Origin of the sequence: Streptomyces sp. NBC_01176, from assembly GCF_045039825.1 — a bacterium.
GTDB lineage: Bacteria > Actinomycetota > Actinomycetes > Streptomycetales > Streptomycetaceae > Streptomyces.
Genome location: NZ_CP108600.1, coordinates 3,430,377 through 3,446,688, shown reverse-complemented (window position 1 = coordinate 3,446,688; position 16,312 = coordinate 3,430,377). Strand labels below are relative to the sequence as shown.

At 72.2% G+C, this 16,312-nt stretch carries 13 protein-coding genes; 11 read left to right on the top strand and 2 right to left on the bottom strand.

Going from position 1 to position 16,312, the window contains the following annotated elements; translation table 11 throughout:
* Nucleotides 1-339: 339 nt before the first annotated feature.
* From gatC to OG199_RS14545, 9 genes are all read left to right on the top strand, one after another.
* Nucleotides 340-636, top strand: a complete 297-nt coding sequence (gene gatC / locus OG199_RS14585; RefSeq protein WP_010984178.1) for an Asp-tRNA(Asn)/Glu-tRNA(Gln) amidotransferase subunit GatC — start codon at nt 340-342, stop codon at nt 634-636.
* A 5-nt stretch (nt 637-641) separates the two neighbouring features.
* Complete coding sequence (gatA, locus tag OG199_RS14580) at nt 642-2,147, top strand: Asp-tRNA(Asn)/Glu-tRNA(Gln) amidotransferase subunit GatA (protein ID WP_356803877.1); 1,506 nt, start codon at nt 642-644, stop codon at nt 2,145-2,147.
* Nucleotides 2,144-2,386 carry a hypothetical protein gene (locus OG199_RS14575; protein ID WP_153288465.1) on the top strand — a complete coding sequence of 81 codons (243 nt, stop codon included), beginning with the start codon at nt 2,144-2,146 and terminating at the stop codon, nt 2,384-2,386. Before gatA ends, OG199_RS14575 begins: the two co-directional genes overlap by 4 nt.
* A 16-nt stretch (nt 2,387-2,402) precedes the next feature.
* Nucleotides 2,403-3,920, top strand: coding sequence for an Asp-tRNA(Asn)/Glu-tRNA(Gln) amidotransferase subunit GatB (gatB, locus tag OG199_RS14570; protein WP_356803879.1), 1,518 nt, complete (start codon nt 2,403-2,405; stop codon nt 3,918-3,920).
* 292 nt (nt 3,921-4,212) lie between these two features.
* On the top strand, nt 4,213-4,779 hold the full coding sequence (locus OG199_RS14565; protein ID WP_356803881.1) for a GNAT family protein: 567 nt from the start codon (nt 4,213-4,215) through the stop codon (nt 4,777-4,779).
* Between the two features lie 97 nt (nt 4,780-4,876).
* Nucleotides 4,877-5,488, top strand: coding sequence for a hypothetical protein (locus tag OG199_RS14560; protein WP_405829801.1), 612 nt, complete (start codon nt 4,877-4,879; stop codon nt 5,486-5,488).
* A gap of 175 nt (nt 5,489-5,663) precedes the next feature.
* A complete protein-coding gene (locus OG199_RS14555) occupies nt 5,664-5,861 on the top strand; it encodes a hypothetical protein (RefSeq protein WP_266701517.1) in 198 nt (65 codons plus the stop codon).
* Between the two features lie 179 nt (nt 5,862-6,040).
* On the top strand, nt 6,041-9,145 hold the full coding sequence (locus OG199_RS14550) for an AAA family ATPase (RefSeq protein ID WP_405829799.1): 3,105 nt from the start codon (nt 6,041-6,043) through the stop codon (nt 9,143-9,145).
* A 38-nt stretch (nt 9,146-9,183) separates the two neighbouring features.
* Entirely contained in the window at nt 9,184-9,402 is a 219-nt protein-coding gene (locus OG199_RS14545; protein WP_356803885.1) for a DUF6191 domain-containing protein, read from the top strand.
* A gap of 11 nt (nt 9,403-9,413) precedes the next feature.
* On the opposite strand, the gene OG199_RS14540 is transcribed toward OG199_RS14545, so the two are convergent.
* Together OG199_RS14540 and OG199_RS14535 are read right to left on the bottom strand one after the other, a co-directional pair.
* A complete protein-coding gene (locus tag OG199_RS14540) occupies nt 9,414-10,622 on the bottom strand; it encodes a PQQ-dependent sugar dehydrogenase (RefSeq protein ID WP_356803886.1) in 1,209 nt (402 codons plus the stop codon).
* 68 nt (nt 10,623-10,690) lie between these two features.
* Entirely contained in the window at nt 10,691-11,704 is a 1,014-nt protein-coding gene (locus tag OG199_RS14535; protein ID WP_356803888.1) for an aldo/keto reductase, read from the bottom strand.
* Between the two features lie 76 nt (nt 11,705-11,780).
* On the opposite strand from OG199_RS14535, the gene OG199_RS14530 reads away from it, so the two are divergent.
* Both OG199_RS14530 and OG199_RS14525 read left to right on the top strand, forming a co-directional pair.
* Nucleotides 11,781-12,722, top strand: coding sequence for a 2-hydroxyacid dehydrogenase (locus OG199_RS14530; RefSeq protein WP_401799853.1), 942 nt, complete (start codon nt 11,781-11,783; stop codon nt 12,720-12,722).
* Between the two features lie 454 nt (nt 12,723-13,176).
* The gene (locus tag OG199_RS14525; RefSeq protein WP_405834546.1) at nt 13,177-16,131 is read left to right on the top strand and encodes a putative bifunctional diguanylate cyclase/phosphodiesterase; all 2,955 of its coding nucleotides are present in this window, start codon (nt 13,177-13,179) and stop codon (nt 16,129-16,131) included.
* Nucleotides 16,132-16,312 lie beyond the last annotated feature (181 nt).

Here is a 16,312-nt window from a genome sequence, read left to right as displayed (position 1 = left end):
CCGCGGCTTTGTCTCAACGGGGTAGGCGTCCCCGGTAGGGGCGCGGGGAACTGCGCGCTCAGCGACGGCCGGTCCGCAGGTTCGTCACAACGGGGGAGGTGTCCCCGGTAGGGGCGCGGGGAACTGCGCACCCAGCCACGACCGGCCCGCGGCTTCGTCACGGCGGGAGGGCGAGGGCGGCAGCCCAACGGTGAGGGCCGCCGGCGACTCCCACCTCGTATACGAACGGTCACCGCCCGCACGTGCGGGAAGGCCCCCCGGGCAAACCCGGGCGCGGGCATCGGCCCCGGCCCCATAGGATTGGGCCAAACCACACACTCTCACCCAGAGGATCGCTGCATGCCTGGCATCACGCGCGAGGAGGTCGCCCACCTCGCACGGCTGGCGCGTCTGGAGCTGAAGGCGGAAGAGCTCGACCACTTCGCCGGCCAGCTCGACGACATCATCGGCGCGGTCGCCCGCGTCAGCGAGGTCGCCGACCAAGACGTACCGCCGACCTCCCACCCGCTGCCGCTGACGAACGTCATGCGCGCGGACGAGGTCCGCCCGTCGCTCACCCCCGAGCAGGCGCTCTCCGGCGCCCCGGCCCAGGAGCAGCAGCGTTTCAAGGTGCCGCAGATCCTGGGGGAGGACTAATCACCATGACGGACACCAACGTCAACATCATCAGGCTGACGGCGGCCGAGATCGCCGCGCGGATCGCCGCCGGCGAGCTCACGGCCGTCGAGGTCACCGAGGCCCACCTCGCCCGTATCGAGGCCGTCGACGAGAAGGTGCACGCCTTCCTGCACGTCGACCGCGAGGGCGCCCTCGCGCAGGCCCGCGCCGTCGACGCGAAGCGGGAGCGCGGCGAGAAGCTCGGACCGCTCGCCGGCGTGCCCCTCGCGCTGAAGGACATCTTCACCACCGAGGGGGTCCCGACCACCGTCGGTTCCAAGATCCTCGAAGGCTGGATCCCGCCCTACGACGCCACGGTCACCAAACGCCTGAAGGCCGCCGACGTCGTCATCCTCGGCAAGACCAACATGGACGAGTTCGCCATGGGGTCCTCCACCGAGAACAGCGCGTACGGTCCCACGGGCAACCCCTGGGACCTCAGCCGCATCCCCGGCGGCTCGGGCGGCGGCTCGTCCGCCGCGCTCGCCTCCTTCGAGGCGCCGCTGGCCATCGGCACCGACACGGGCGGCTCCATCCGCCAGCCCGCGGCCGTCACCGGCACGGTCGGCGTCAAGCCCACCTACGGCGGTGTCTCCCGCTACGGCATGGTGGCGTTCTCATCCTCCCTCGACCAGGGCGGCCCCTGCGCCCGTACGGTCCTGGACGCGGCGCTGCTGCACGAGGTCATCGCCGGGCACGACCCGCTCGACTCGACCTCCATCGACGCGCCGGTCCCCCCGGTCGTCGAGGCCGCCCGCAACGGCTCCGTCACGGGCATGCGCGTCGGTGTCGTCAAGCAGTTCCGCGGCGAGGGCTACCAGGCCGGTGTCGTGCAGCGCTTCGACGAGGCCGTCGCCCTGCTCAAGGACCTCGGCGCCGAGATCGTCGAGCTGGACTGCCCGTCCTTCGACCTGGCGCTCTCCGCGTACTACCTGATCGCGCCCTCCGAGTGCTCGTCCAACCTGGCCCGCTTCGACGCCATGCGCTACGGCCTGCGCGTCGGGGACGACGGCACGCGCTCCGCCGAGGAGGTCACCTCCCTCACCCGCGAGGCCGGCTTCGGGGACGAGGTCAAGCGCCGCATCATGCTCGGCACCTACGCCCTCAGCTCCGGCTACTACGACGCCTATTACGGCTCGGCGCAGAAGGTCCGTACGCTCATCACCCGCGACTTCGAGAAGTCGTTCGAGCAGGTGGATGTGATCGTCTCGCCGACCACGCCCACCACCGCCTTCCCGATCGGCGAGCGCGCCGACGACCCGATGGCGATGTACCTCGCGGACCTGTGCACCATCCCGACCAACCTGGCGGGCAACTCGGCCATGTCGCTGCCCTGCGGTCTCGCGCCGGAGGACAACCTCCCGGTCGGCCTGCAGATCATCGCCCCCGCGATGAAGGACGACAGGCTGTACAAGGTCGGCGCCGCCGTCGAGGCCGCCTTCGTGGAAAAGTGGGGGCACCCGCTGATCGAGGAGGCTCCGTCGTTGTGAGTAAGGCTCTGACCAAGGCCAAGGGCTTCAAGAAGTCCAAGTCCGGCACGTACCTGTCCATCGCGACCACCGCGTTCGGTGCCCTCGGCGTCGCCAAGCAGGCCAAGAAGGCCCGCACGGAGCACGACACGCTGCGCCTGATCGACGCGGCCGTGTCCGCCGCCGCCATCGTCACCGGCCTCGCCATCCTCTACCGGGAGCTCAAGCGCCTGGGCGACGACGACGTCCTGCTGGGCTGAGAGGGAAGTTTTCACCGTGACCACCACGACCGACGAGCTGGTGTCGTACGAGGACGCCCTGGCGACGTACGACCCCGTCATGGGCCTCGAAGTCCATGTCGAGCTCGGCACCAAGACCAAGATGTTCTGCGGGTGCTCCACCGAGCTGGGCGCCGAGCCCAACTCGCAGACCTGCCCCACCTGCCTCGGCATGCCCGGCTCGCTGCCCGTCGTCAACGCGACCGGCGTCGAGTCCGCCATCAAGATCGGTCTCGCGCTGCACTGCGAGATCGCCGAGTGGTGCCGCTTCGCCCGGAAGAACTACTTCTATCCGGACATGCCGAAGAACTTCCAGACCTCCCAGTACGACGAGCCGATCGCCTTCAACGGCTACCTCGACGTACAGCTGGAGGACGGCGAGGTCTTCCGCGTGGAGATCGAGCGCGCCCACATGGAGGAGGACACCGGCAAGTCCACGCACGTCGGTGGCGCGACCGGCCGTATCCACGGCGCCTCGCACTCCCTGCTCGACTACAACCGCGCGGGCATCCCCCTCATCGAGATCGTCACCAAGCCGATCGAGGGCGCGGGCGAACGCGCTCCCGAGGTCGCCAAGGCGTACGTCGCCGAACTGCGCGAGCTCATCAAGGCGCTCGGCGTCTCGGAAGCCCGCATGGAGATGGGGCAGATGCGCTGCGACGTGAACCTGTCGCTGCGCCCGCACGGCCGCGAGAAGTTCGGCACGCGCTCCGAGACGAAGAACGTCAACTCGCTCCGCTCGGTGGAGCGCGCCGCCCGCTTCGAGATCCAGCGGCACGCCGCGGTCCTCGACAGCGGCGGCACGATCATCCAGGAGACGCGCCACTTCCACGAGGACACCGGGTCCACGACCTCGGGCCGCGTGAAGGAGGAGGCCGAGGACTACCGGTACTTCCCGGAGCCCGACCTCGTCCCCGTCGCTCCGTCCCGCGACTGGGTCGAGGAGCTGCGCGCGGGTCTGCCCGAGCAGCCGCTGGCCCGCCGCAACCGGCTGCGCGAGGAGTGGGGTGTCAGCGCCCACGACATGCAGTCGATCCTCAACGCCGGTGCCATCGACGCGATCGTCGCCACGATCGAGGCCGGCGCGGACGCCACGTCCGCCCGCAAGTGGTGGATGGGCGAACTGGCCCGCAGCGCCAACGAGTCGGGCAAGGCCCTCGAGGACCTGCCCATCACCCCGGCGCAGGTCGCCCGGGTGACGCAGCTCGTGGCCTCCGGGGACCTGAACGACAAGCTCGCCCGTCAGGTCATCGAGGGCGTGCTCGCGGGCGAGGGCACCCCGGACGAGGTCGTCGACAAGCGCGGCCTCAAGGTCGTCTCGGACGAGGGCGCGCTGACCGCCGCCGTCGACGAGGCCATCGCCGGCAACCCGGGCGTCGCGGACAAGATCCGCGGCGGCAAGGTGGCCGCCGCCGGCGCCCTGGTCGGCGCGGTCATGAAGGCCACCCGGGGCCAGGCCGACGCGGCCCGCGTCAAGGAGCTCATCCTGGAGAAGCTGGGCGTCAGCGAGGGCTGAGCCGTCCACCACCCACCTGGGGGGACGCACCGGGACCGGTGCGTCCCCCCAGGCCTGTCGCGGGCACCCCGATGCGACCGAGCAGCGACCAGACCAGACCAGACCAGACCAGACCAGACCGGCGCCCGCCCCCGTACGCATCCCGAGCCGCCGAGTGCCGCGCAGCCTATGAGAGGCCCGCGCCACCCCTGAGAGGCCCGCGCCACCCCTGAGAAGTCGGCCCCCCAGGAGAGGCCGGCGGCCGCGTCGGACACCGAGCCGGCGGACGCAACGGAGAAGGAGCAGCAGCAGGATGTACGCGATATCCCTGGGTGACGACGGCGCGGAACTGCGCCCCCTGGAGCCCTGGCACGCCGAGGAGTTCCTCGCGCATCTGGACCGGGGGCGGGAGTTCATCGGGCAGTACATCCCGTTCGGTTCGGGTGCCACGGACGTGGCCTCCGCGCGGGCGCTGCTCCAGCGGTACGCCGACAACCGCGCCGCCGACACCGGATCCCTGCACGGCCTGTGGCTGGAGGGAAGGCTCGTGGGCGGCGTGCTCTTCCTGAACTTCGACGCGGCCCGGGGCAACTGCGAGGTCGGCTGCTGGCTGGAACCCGCCGGTACCGGACGGGGCCTGGTCACGCGCGCGATGCGACTGCTCATCGACTGGGCCGTCGAGGAACGCGGGATCCACCGCGTCGAGTGGATCGCCGCCTCGGCGAACGAACCGAGTGTGAACGGCGCCCGCCGGCTGGGGATGACCCGGGACGCGGTGCTGCGCGAGAGCTTCCCCCACCGGGGCGTACGCCTCGACATGGAGGTCTGGTCGGTGCTCGCGCGCGACTGGCGGGCAACGCGCGCGCGGACGAGCGACTGAGCGTTGCCCGACGGTCACGCACGCGTACGCCGATCGTTACCCGCGGGCACAGGGATCATTAAGAGACTTCTCAGACTCCGTCCGTACGGTGCGGGACATGGGAACCAAGACAGTTGACGAAGCCGTGGACGCGAACGGCACCGAGGCGAAGAGCGACGAGGAGACCGTGGACGGCACCGCTACCGAGGAGAAGCCGGACGGCACGGCCGTGACCGAGGCCGAGACGGAGACCGCGGCCGAGGCCGAGGAGCAGGACCACACCGAGGACGACGCCCCGGTGGACGAGGACGTCCCCGCGGCCGGGGAGAAGACCGCTCCCGGCGTCGGTCAGGGCGCCGCCGCCGTCGTCTCCGCCGGACTCGGCATCGTGTCGCTCACCGGCAGCTGGGTCGCCACCGTGGCCGCCGCCCGCGAGACCCTGGTCGGACAGCTGCAGACCTCGTCCTCCGCGAGCGTCGCCACGCAGGTCAAGGAGGTCTACGGCGACGCCTGGGCGACCACCGCGCTCGTCGGCGGCCTCTTCGCGCTGGCCGCGCTGATCGTCGGCGTCGTGGTCCTGGCCCGGCCCGCCTTCGGGGCGCCCGGCAGGCCGCAGGCCGCCTGGATCAAGTCCGTCGCCTGGGCGGGCGTCTCGCTCGGCGTCGTCGGCCTCGTGCTCGCGGTCGCCAAGTACTCCGACATCCTGCTCGGACTGCCCTCCACCAAGTGAACCTCCCTGCCTCTGAGGGGCCTTAGGGCCGGCGCGGGTGATCCGCCGCCGCTCCTAAGGCCTTTCGCGTGCGCAAGATGCGGCACTCTCCCGATGTGACGCACCCCCCTGGGAGACGAAGGTTGAGGCATCGCACAGAGCGAGGCCGAAACCGGCTCTTCACGAGGGGTACGAGATGTTCGAGTACGAGCTCCACCAGATCCGATCCGCCGAGCTGATCCGCGAGGCGCAGAACCACCGACTGGTACGGGACGCCCTCCGCGGCCGCCGTGCCGACCGCCGCACCGCCGCGCGCGAGTCCGGCCAGAACGACACGGAGGGGCAGGCGCATAGCCCGCGTCCCCGCCGGCACCGGTTCGCCCGCGCCGCGTGAGCGCCGGGCCGAAGGGGGCCGCCCGCACCGCGGGCGGCCCCCTTCACACGCCGGAGGAGGCCGGCCGCACGGGGGACGGCCGGCCTCCCGGGAGAACGCTCGCCGCTCACCCGGCACCCGGCCCGGCACTGATGGCCGGCCGCCCGATAACCAGTGCCGCTCCCACGGACCGTTGTGCGATGCTCGGGCCCGTGGAGACCAGATCCGTCAGCCCCGTGTTCGTCGGCCGCGCGGACGAACTGGGCGTCCTGCGCGAGGCGCTCGCCCGCGCCGCCGGCGGCGGTGGCACGTCGGCGTCGAGCACCGGGGGCGAACCGCAGGCGCTGCTCCTCGGCGGCGAGGCCGGGGTCGGAAAGACCCGCCTGATCGAGGAGTTCGCCGCCGTGGCCGGCCGCGAGGGCGCCGTCTTCGCCTGCGGGGGCTGTGTCGAGATAGGCGCCGACGGACTGCCCTTCGCCCCGTTCTCCGCCGCTCTGCGCGCCCTGCGCCGGCTGCTCCCGGACGAGTTCGCCGCGGCCGCCGCGGGACAGGAGGACGAGCTGGCCCGGCTCCTGCCCGAGCTGGGCGAGACCGACCGTGGCCGGCGGCCCGACGAGGAGGGCATGGCCCGCCTCTTCGAACTCACCGTCCGCCTCCTGGAACGCGTCGCCGCCGACCGCACGGTCGTCGTGGCCCTGGAGGACCTGCACTGGGCCGACGCCTCCACCCGCCACCTGCTGGCCTACCTCTTCCGCACGCTGCGCGGCGGACGCCTCGTCGTCGTCGCCACGTACCGCGCCGACGACATCCACCGCCGCCACCCGCTGCGCCCCCTCCTCGCCGAGCTGGACCGCCTGCGCACCGTCCGGCGCATCGAACTCGGCCGCTTCACACGCGCCGAGGTCGGCCGGCAGATCGCCGGAATCCTCGCCCACGAACCCGAACCGGCCCAGGTCGACGACATCTTCGAACGATCCGACGGCAACGCGTTCTTCGTGGAGGAACTCGCCGTCGCCGCCCGCCAGGGCTGCCGCACGGGCCTCACGGACTCGCTGCGCGACCTGCTCCTCGTACGCGTCGAAGGACTGCCCGAGAGCGCCCAGCGCATCGCCCGGCTGGTCGCCGAGGGCGGCTCCACCGTCGAGTACCGACTGCTCGCCGCCGTGGCCCGGCTCGCCGAGGACGACCTCATCGACGCGCTGCGCGCCACCGTCGGCGCCAACATCCTGCTCGCCTCACCCGGCGGCGACGGCTACCGCTTCCGTCACTCCCTGGTCCGCGAGGCCGTCAGCGACGACCTGCTGCCCGGCGAGCGCTCCCGCTTCAGCCGGCGCTACGCCGAAGCCCTGGAGGCCGACCCCGCACTCGTACCGGCCGACGAGCGCGCCACCCGCCTGGCCAGCTACTGGTACCACGCACACGACGCCGCCAAGGCCCTGCCCGCCGTCCTGGACGCCTCCGTCGAGGCCCGCTGCCGGCACGCCCACTCCGAACAGCTCCGGCTCCTGGAACGGGCGATGGAGCTGTGGGAGGTCGCCCCGGAAGCCGTACGGGCCGCACTGCGCCCCATCGACTACGTGGAGGTGTTCCCGCCCTGCGGCCACGACCCGGCGGCCCAGGGCCCCCCGGATGCCCCGGCGCCCCTGCGCTATCTCGACCTGATGGCCGAGGCCGCCGTCGCCGGCCGGCTGTCGGGGGAGCGCGAGAGAGCCCTGAAGATCACCAAACGGGCGCTGCACGTCCTGGAGGACGGGAGCGATCCGCTGCGCGCCGCCTGGTTCTGGGTCCAGCGCTCCCGTCTGGTCACGGCACAGGCCCGCGGCGACGGGTGGCAGGAACTCGCCACCGCCCGGGACCTGGTGCGCGGCCTGCCCCCGTCGGCGGTGCACGCCGAGGTGCTGTCCCTGGTCGCCGCCTGGTGCATGCTGCACGAACCGGGCCCCGGCGCCCTCTTCGCCGCCGAGCGCGCCGTGGAGTACGCGCGCATGGTCGGCGCCCGGGACATCGAGCTGAACGCCCGGCTCACCCTCGGCGGCCTCATGGTCGACGCGGGGGACATCGAGGCGGGCATCACGGAGATGTACGAGGTCAAGGAGCAGGTGCCGCTGCACGGCGCGTCCCTCGTCGCGGGACGCCTCCACATCAACCTGCCCTCCCACCTGGAGTCGGTCGGCCGCTCCCGCGAGGCCGTCCCGATCCTGCGGCAGGGCACCGAACTCGCCCGGAAGAACAGCCTGCTGGACACCGAGGCCTGGGTGTGGGGCAACCTCGCCGAGTCGCTCTGCTCACTCGGCCGGTGGGACGAAGCCGTCGAGGCTGCACGGAACGCGCTGGGCGTGGGCCTCAGCGGCAAACCGTCCGGCAGCGGCGCCATGCGCCTGGCCGACCTCGCCCTCGACCGCGGCGACCTCGCCGAAGCCGCACGGCAACTGGCCGCCGCCCGCGCCCACTTCGGCACCCACGATCCCATGCCGCAGCACGCCCTGCCGCTGGCGCGCAGCACGATCCGCATCGCCGCGGGAGAGGGGCGCCTCCTCGACGCCCGCACCGCGCTGGAACAGGCACTGGACGCGGGCTTCCCGCCCGGCACCCAGCGCTACGGCTGGCCCCTGCTGCTCGCCGCCGCCACCGCGGAGGCCGACGCCCGCGGACTGCCCGCCGCGGAGGCGGGGCGCGACCGGACCGTGCGCGGCCTGCGGGAGGCCGCCAGGAAGCTGGCCACCGGAGCGCCGGTCTGGCACGCGCACGAGCGGTGGGTGCGCGCCGAACTCCGGCGAGCCGAGGGCGTGTCCGACCCGCACGAGTGGGCCGAGGTGGTCTCGGCCTTCGAATGCCTGGAACGCCCCTACGACCTCGCCCGCGTCCGCCACCGCCTCGCCGACTCCCTGTTGACCGCGGGCGCCGACGAGGACGGGCGGACCCGCGCCACCGAGCTCCTGCGGCTGGCCCGGGCGGCGGCCGACCACCTCGGCGCCCGCCCGCTCGCCGACGCCGTCGCGCTGCTCGCCCAACGGGCCCGCCTCGCCCTGGGCAGGGCCCCCGGGCCGTACGCCCCGACCCCCGTCGACCCGGCCCAGGCCCTCGGTCTCACCAGCCGTGAGCGCGACGTGCTGCGCCTGGTCGCGGCCGGCCGCAGCAACCGCCAGATCGCCGAGGAGCTCTTCATCTCCCCGAAGACCGCCAGCGTCCACGTGTCGAACATCCTGGCCAAGCTCGACGTCTCGGGAAGAGGCGAGGCGGCGGCACTGGCCCATCGGCTTCGGCTGTTCCCCCAGGAGACCCCCACTGCCAGGACGGCGGGCTGAGGCATACGCTGGCAGGGACCCGGGCCGAGGGAGGCGCCGTGTTCAACATGTTCGAGGAGATTTTCGCTCCAGGCCGCAAGCACACCGACGACGAACGCAAACGGCTCGAACTGAGCCGCGTGGACCTGAACGACGGTGATCCGGGACGCGGCCCCATAGACCTGTCCTCGGGCAAGGTGGTCGTACGGCCGCCGGAGCGGGAACGCGACGGGGCGGACCCGAAGGAGGAACCCGTGTCCGAGCCGGACGAACCCTGAGGCCGCGGGCCCTACTTCACCTCCAGCTCCAGGATCCGGTCGTCCCCCTTCCCGGGGCTGCCCCGCCCGTCCGTCTCGCTGGTGACCAGCCAGAGCTTGTCGCCGCCCGCCGAGACCACCGTGCGCAGCCGCCCGTACCTGCCCTTCAGGAAGGACTGCGGAGCTGCGGCGGCCCGCGTGCCCTTCAGTGGGACCCGCCACAGACGCTCGCCCTTGAGCCCCGCCATCCAGATGGAACCCTCGGCATAGGCGATGCCGCTGGGCGAGGCGTCGTCGGTGTGCCACTGGGCGACCGGGTTGTGGTACTTCGGGTCGTCGCTCCTGCCCTCGACCACCGGCCAGCCGTAGTTGTCGCCCGGCTTGATCTGGTTCAGCTCGTCCCAGGTGTCCTGCCCGAACTCGGAGGCCCACAGGCGCTGTCTGTCGTCCCAGGCGAGCCCCTGTACGTTGCGGTGCCCGTACGAGTACACGACCGAATCGCCGAAGGGGTTGCCCGGCGCCGGGTCCCCGTCCGGCGTCATCCGCAGGATCTTGCCGCCCAGCGCCTTCTTGTCCTGCGCCAGACCCCGGGTGCCCGTCTCGCCCGCTCCCGCGTACAGCATCCCGTCCGGACCGAAGGCGATCCGGCCGCCGTTGTGGATCACCCCCTTGGGGATGCCCTTGAAGATCGTGTCCGGCGCGCCCAGCTGCTCGCCGGGCGGCTTCTTCGCGTCGTACAACATACGGACGATCCGGTTGTCCGACGCCGTCGTGAAGTACGCGTAGACCATGTGGTCCGAGGCGTAGGCGGGGGAGAGCGCGATACCGAGCAGGCCACCCTCCCCGGCCGGGGCCACCCCCGGCACCTGGCCCAGCTCCGTCGTCCTCCCGGTCTTCTCGTCCACCCGGGTGATCGTCCCCTCGTCCCGCGAGGACACCAGCAGACCGCCCTCCGGCAACGGCGCCAGGCCCCAGGGCGACTTGAGGCCCTCGGCGAGGGTGCGCACCACCCTCACCGAACCCTTGGCGGGCGCGGCCGTCTCGGTCGACCGCCCCGAGGACGCCGACCCCGTCACCGGAACGCTCGACGACGGGTTCAGGCCGTCCTTCGGCGATCCGCCTCCCGAGCCGCCGGAGGAACAGCCGGCCGTCACCACCAGCGCTGCCGCGGCCAACGCGGCCTTCACCACTCGACGTTGCACGATCAGAGGTCCCTTCGACGTGGCGGTCCTACTGTTCATACACCGCTCGCGTCCCGCGGGTTCCCGATCAGGAACACCCGATGCGCGGGCGCCGGCCGCGGGAGGTGTCAGTCCCACGACCCCTGGGCCCCGGGCAGCCCCGCCACCTCCGCCAGATCCTCCGCCGTCAGCAGCAGCCCGGCCGCTCCCGCGTTCTCCGCCGCCCAGCGCGCCCGCTTGGCACCCGGCACCGGAACCACGTGCCGGCCCTGGGACAACACCCAGGCCAGCGCCACCTGCGCCGGAGTGACCCCGTCGCCGTGCCGTCGGGCCACCCGCCGCAACCCGGCGACGATCGGCTGGTTGGCGGCCATCATCTCGGCCGTGAAGCGGGGATGGCGGGCACGTACGTCATCGGGCTCGAAGCCCCCGCCCGGCGTCAGCGTGCCGGTCAGGAAACCGTTGCCGAGCGGCATCGCCGCCAGGAAACCCACGCCGCGCGCGGCGCACCACGGCAGCAGCTCGTCCAGGGCCTCCGTCGACCACACCGACAGCTCGGCCTCAACCGCGCTCACCGGGAAGACCTGTTGCACCCGCTCCAGCTGCCGGATCGTTCCGTCATGCAGCCGCCCGGCGTGCGGGCGCGCCCCCGACCGGCGGGCGGCACGGGCGCCGACCGCGCACAGCCCGAGCGAACGCACCTTTCCGGCCGCGACCAGATCGGCCATCGCGCCCCAGGTCTCCTCGACCGGCACCTCGGGGTCCGCGCGGTGCAGCTGGTAGAGATCGATCACGTCGGTCTGCAGCCGGCGCAGCGAGGCGTCGCAGGCCCTCCGTACATAACCGGGACGCCCGTTGGCCACGATGTGCTGCTCGCCCACCAGCAGCCCCACCTTCGTCGACACGAAGGCCTCCGGGCGCCGATCCCGCAGCGCCCGGCCCACCAGCAGCTCGTTGGTGAAGGGCCCGTACATGTCGGCCGTGTCGAGCAGCGTCGACCCCAGGTCGAGGGCCGCGTGCACCGTGCGCAGCGACTCCTCACCGCGCTGCCGCGAACCGGTGTACGCCCAGCTCATCGGCATGCACCCGAGCCCGACCGCCCCCACATCGAGCGTTGCCGCGCCGATCGTCCTGCGCTCCACCTGGCCGTGACCCTCCCTCTCCTGCCACCCCAACCTAACCTCTGTACGTCCCGCTGCCTGACATAGCCTCCTGAGCATGACTTCCGATGTGTGGCTCCCCTTTCACGCCGACGAGATCAAGGGCCTGCCCGAGGGCCTCGACTACCGCTTCTGGGACGGTGGCCAGGAGTTCCCCGCGGACCCGGCCGACTGCGTGTTCTACGTCGTGCCCTACATGAAGCCGCCCGCCGTCGCGCAGCGGCCGATGGCCGAAATGACCTCTCTGCAGGCCGTGCAGACCCTCTCCGCCGGAGTCGACCACGTCCAGCCGAGCCTGAAGTCCCTGCGTCCGGGGGTGCAGTTGTGCAACGCCCGGGGGGTGCACGAGGCGAGCACCGGCGAACTCGCCCTGGCCCTGATCCTCGCCTCGCTGCGGGGCATCCCCGACTTCGTGCGCGCCCAGGACAAGGGGGAGTGGCGCTCCGGATTCCGTCCGGCGCTGGCCGACAAGTCCGTTCTGATCGTGGGGTACGGGTCGATCGGGTCCGCGATCGAGGACCGGCTCGTGCCGTTCGAGGTGGCGCGGGTGGCGCGCGTCGCGCGCTCTGAGCGCACCACGGCGCGCGGTCCGGTGCACCCACTCACGGAACTGCCCGCACTGCTCCCCGAGGCCGACATCGTGGTGCTCTCCACCCCCCTCACCGACAGCACGCGCGGCCTGGTGGACGCCGACTTCCTGGCCCGCATGAAGGACGGCGCGCTCCTGGTCAACGTCGCCCGAGGGCCCGTCGTCGACACAAAGGCCCTGCTAGCCGAGCTGGACGCCGGACGCCTCACCGCGGCCCTCGACGTCACCGATCCCGAGCCGCTGCCCCTGGGGCACCCCTTGTGGCAGGCGCCCGGCGTGCTCATCAGCCCCCACGTCGGCGGCCCCACGTCGGCGTTCCTGCCGCGCGCCGAGCGGTTGCTGGTCACGCAGTTGAATCGTTTCGTGAACCGGGAGCCGCTCGGCAACGTGGTCCTCACCACGGGCATGTAATCCGCTGCCGTCCGCGGCCGCGCCCGGGGGAGGACACTCTCCGCATTCCCCCGGATGCGGGTCGTGTCCGCATCCTCGCTGGTCGTCACGGAGCGTAGAGGAACTATGTCCCTGAGTGACGAGACTGGTGTATCGTCCCGACAGGGGCTGCGCCGCGCACCGTTCGGCGCCGGGGATGGACATTCGGACTGCGAGGGGGGCGACGGGCGATGCACGGCCTATGGACGAACGATCCGACGCGGCGGGGCCGCCGACGACCCTGGCGCGCGGCCACGCGCAGCCGAGCCCACGGCGGCCACGGCGGACATCACCACCGCAGGCACGGAGCCCGCAGGAAGCATGCACACCCAGCGTGCCCGGAGCAGCGGGACCCCGCTGTGCGGACCGGGTGGGACCGGTGAGTTCCCCCGGGGCGCTGCTGACCCGCCGCCCGGTACTCGGCGGTGGGACGGGTATGGTCTCGCAGCTCGTGCTGGCCGTGGTGTGCGCGGGTTACGCCGTCGGTTCCGCCCTCGGCTGGGGATCGGCGAACCTGGCGCTGGTCATGGGGGACTTCGGGCTGAGCGCCGCCGCGGGCACCGCGGCCGTCTCCTGCTTCCTCTACGCCCATCACCGGCGCAGCCGCTTTCGACCCGCGTGGATGCTCTTCGCGGTCTCCTCCGTCATGGCCTCGCTGGGCAACGGCGTCTGGGGGTGGTACGAGATCGTCCTCGAGCGTCAGGTCCCGAGCCCCAGTGTCGCCGACATCTTCTTCCTGTGCTTCGCGCCCCCGGCCATCGTGGGACTGCTGGTGCTCGCCAAGAGGCCGGTGACCAAGGCCGGTTGGATCTGCCTGGTGCTCGACTCCTGGCTGATCGGCGGTTCCCTGATCACGCTGTCCTGGAGTCTCGCGCTCGCCCAGGCGGCGAAGTTCGACGGCCCGAGCGTCGCGCACACCGCACTCTCCCTGGCGTACCCCCTGCTGGACATCGCCCTGGTGAGCATGGTGCTGGCGCTGCACTTCAGGCGTTCCTCGCTGAACCGCTCGGCGGTGAACACCGCGATCGGCGCACTCGCCCTGACCGTCATGTGCGACGCCCTGTTCACCTCGCCCCTCCTGCACAACAACTACCACTCCGGGCAGCTTCTCGACGCGGGCTGGTTCGCCGGCTCACTGCTCCTGGCGTACGCCCCCTGGGCCGGCACCCGGCACGGACAGCCCGACGCCGACGAACACGACGGGAACGGACCGCGCGGGAACGGGTACGAACGGAGCGGCCACGGAAGGGACGGCTCTCACGAGGACGGGCACGCGCGCGTGGTGCACGAACACATCCCGGGCCGGCGTCCGGACGGCGGACACCCCGTGGGACACCCCGTCCCGCAGGGTCCGGGCCACCACCGGTACGCGGCCCCCCGCCCGATCGCCGGATCCCTCGGCGCGCTCACGCCCTACCTGGCCGCCGCGGTCTGCACGCTGGGGATTCTCTACAACGTGCTCAACGGCCGCAGCGTCGACCGCGTGGTGCTCCTCACCGCGGGCCTGGTCGTGCTCGCCCTCGTGGTGCGCCAGGGCATCATGCTGCTCGACAACATCACCCTCACCCAGGAGCTGGCCCAGAAGGAGAACCACTTCCGCTCCCTGGTGCAGGGCTCCAGCGACGTCATCATGATCGCGGCGCCCAACGGCATCCTGAAGTACGTCAGCCCGGCGGCCGCCGGGGTCTACGGCCGTAGCGCGGAGGACCTCGTCGGCTCCGAGCTCGCCTCCCTCATCCACCCCGAGGACCTCGGGTGCGTGGTGCACGAGGTGCGCCGCTTCCTGGCCGCCAGTCATCTGCAGGAGCCCACCACGCGCATCGAGTGCCGCTTCAAGTCCGGCGAGGGCGGCTGGCTCAACGTGGAGTCCACCGTCAACCGGCACCACGGCGGCCTCATCTTCAACAGCCGGGACGTGACGGAGCGGGTGCGTCTGCAGGCGCAACTGCAGCACAACGCCGAGCACGACCCGCTCACCGACCTGCCCAACCGCGCCCTGTTCACGCGGCGCGTCCAGCAGGCCCTGTCCGGCCGCCGCTCCACCGACCGCGGCACGGCTGTTCTCTTCATCGACCTCGACGGCTTCAAGGCGGTCAACGACACCATCGGGCACCAGGCCGGAGACGAGCTCCTCGTCCAGGCCGCCCGCAGACTCCAGGACTCGGTGCGGCACGGCGACACCGCCGCCCGGCTCGGCGGCGACGAGTTCGCGGCCCTGATCGTCGGCGACGGCAACCGCGACCGTGCCGCGCGTGAGCAACAGATCACGGAACTCGCCGACCGGCTGCGGATCAAGCTCTCGCAGCCCTACGCCATCGACGGCAACGATGTCCGGGTGGCCGCGTCCATCGGCGTCGGCTTCGCCGAACCGGGGCTGAGCGCGGGCGAGTTGCTGCGCAACGCCGACCTGGCCATGTACCGCGCCAAGGCGGCGGGCAAGGGGCGTGTCGAGCTGTACGCACCCCAGATGCAGCAGGACGTCGTACGCAAGGCGGAGCTGGCGACGCGGTTGCGCTCCGCTCTTCAGGGCGGCGAGTTCGCGCTGCTGCACCAGCCCGTGGTCTGCCTGGAGAACGGCCGGATCGCGACGGTCACCGCCCAGGCCCGCTGGCGTTCCTCCCAAGGGGTGCTCTTCACACCCGCCGAGTTCCTGCGGGTCGCCGAGGACAGCGACCGGACGGCCGAGCTGGGCCGCTGGATCCTGGAGGAGGCGGTCGAGCAGGCCGCCGAGCGGGCCGCCGCGGGGGTCACGGTGCCCGTCGCCGTCCGGATGAGCGCCCGGCGACTGCTGGACCGCTCGGCACCCCTCGGCTCTGTGGAGGCCCTGCTGACCCGGCACGGGCTCTCCTCGGGCGCCCTGATCGTCGAGCTGTCCGACGCCGATCCACGGGTGGCCCTGGACGAGCTGGAGCGCCGGCTGAACGCGCTGCGGAGGGTCGGGGTCCGCATCGCCCTGGACGGCTTCGGGGGCGGCTGCGCCGCCATCACGGCACTCAGAAGGCTGCCCGTCGACGTCCTCAGGCTCGACCGGGGCCTGGTCGAGGGGGTCGTCGAGTCCGCCCGGCTGTACAAGATCACCAGCGGGCTGCTGCGGATCGCCACCGACCTCGGGCTGCAGTCCGTGGCCGACGGCGTGGACCTTCCCGAGCAGGTCGTGGCCCTGCGCGCGATGGGCTGTACGCACGGCCAGGGGATGGCCTTCTCCGGGCCCCTCGACGAGTACCGGCTGCGCAGAGCGCTGTCTTCCGGCCACTACCCCGTCCCCCACGGGCCGGCCGAGCCCGCGTTCGCGGGCGGCGGCGCGGGGGTGTATACGAGTGGTGTGCCCGCTGTTCTCGGGGGCGGTACCGCCCTCCGCTCACATAATGAGACTCCCGTCCCACCTACTTGACAGTCGATGCGTGCCGGGGGGAGGGTCAATGCCATGCGCACCCGAATTCTCGTACTTGGAAAGCGCGTCGGCTGAAGCTGGTGATCACCGGACCGACCCGGAACACCCAGCGACCGCACCCGGCGCGCTCCCCTCGCTTGCCTCACGGCACGAGGGGTTTTTTGTTGCACAGGCACCAGTC

Bases quoted from the DNA above. Each gene is read 5' to 3' on its own strand.
- OG199_RS14565 (WP_356803881.1), top strand. From the start codon at position 4,213: ATGTACGCGATATCCCTGGGTGACGACGGCGCGGAACTGCGCCCCCTG.
- OG199_RS14525 (WP_405834546.1), top strand. From the start codon at position 13,177: ATGGTCTCGCAGCTCGTGCTGGCCGTGGTGTGCGCGGGTTACGCCGTC.
- OG199_RS14550 (WP_405829799.1), top strand. From the start codon at position 6,041: ATGCTCGGGCCCGTGGAGACCAGATCCGTCAGCCCCGTGTTCGTCGGC.
- gatA (WP_356803877.1), top strand. From the start codon at position 642: ATGACGGACACCAACGTCAACATCATCAGGCTGACGGCGGCCGAGATC.
- OG199_RS14530 (WP_401799853.1), top strand. From the start codon at position 11,781: ATGACTTCCGATGTGTGGCTCCCCTTTCACGCCGACGAGATCAAGGGC.
- OG199_RS14560 (WP_405829801.1), top strand. From the start codon at position 4,877: ATGGGAACCAAGACAGTTGACGAAGCCGTGGACGCGAACGGCACCGAG.
- gatC (WP_010984178.1), top strand. From the start codon at position 340: ATGCCTGGCATCACGCGCGAGGAGGTCGCCCACCTCGCACGGCTGGCG.
- OG199_RS14555 (WP_266701517.1), top strand. From the start codon at position 5,664: ATGTTCGAGTACGAGCTCCACCAGATCCGATCCGCCGAGCTGATCCGC.
- OG199_RS14540 (WP_356803886.1), bottom strand. From the start codon at position 10,622: ATGAACAGTAGGACCGCCACGTCGAAGGGACCTCTGATCGTGCAACGT.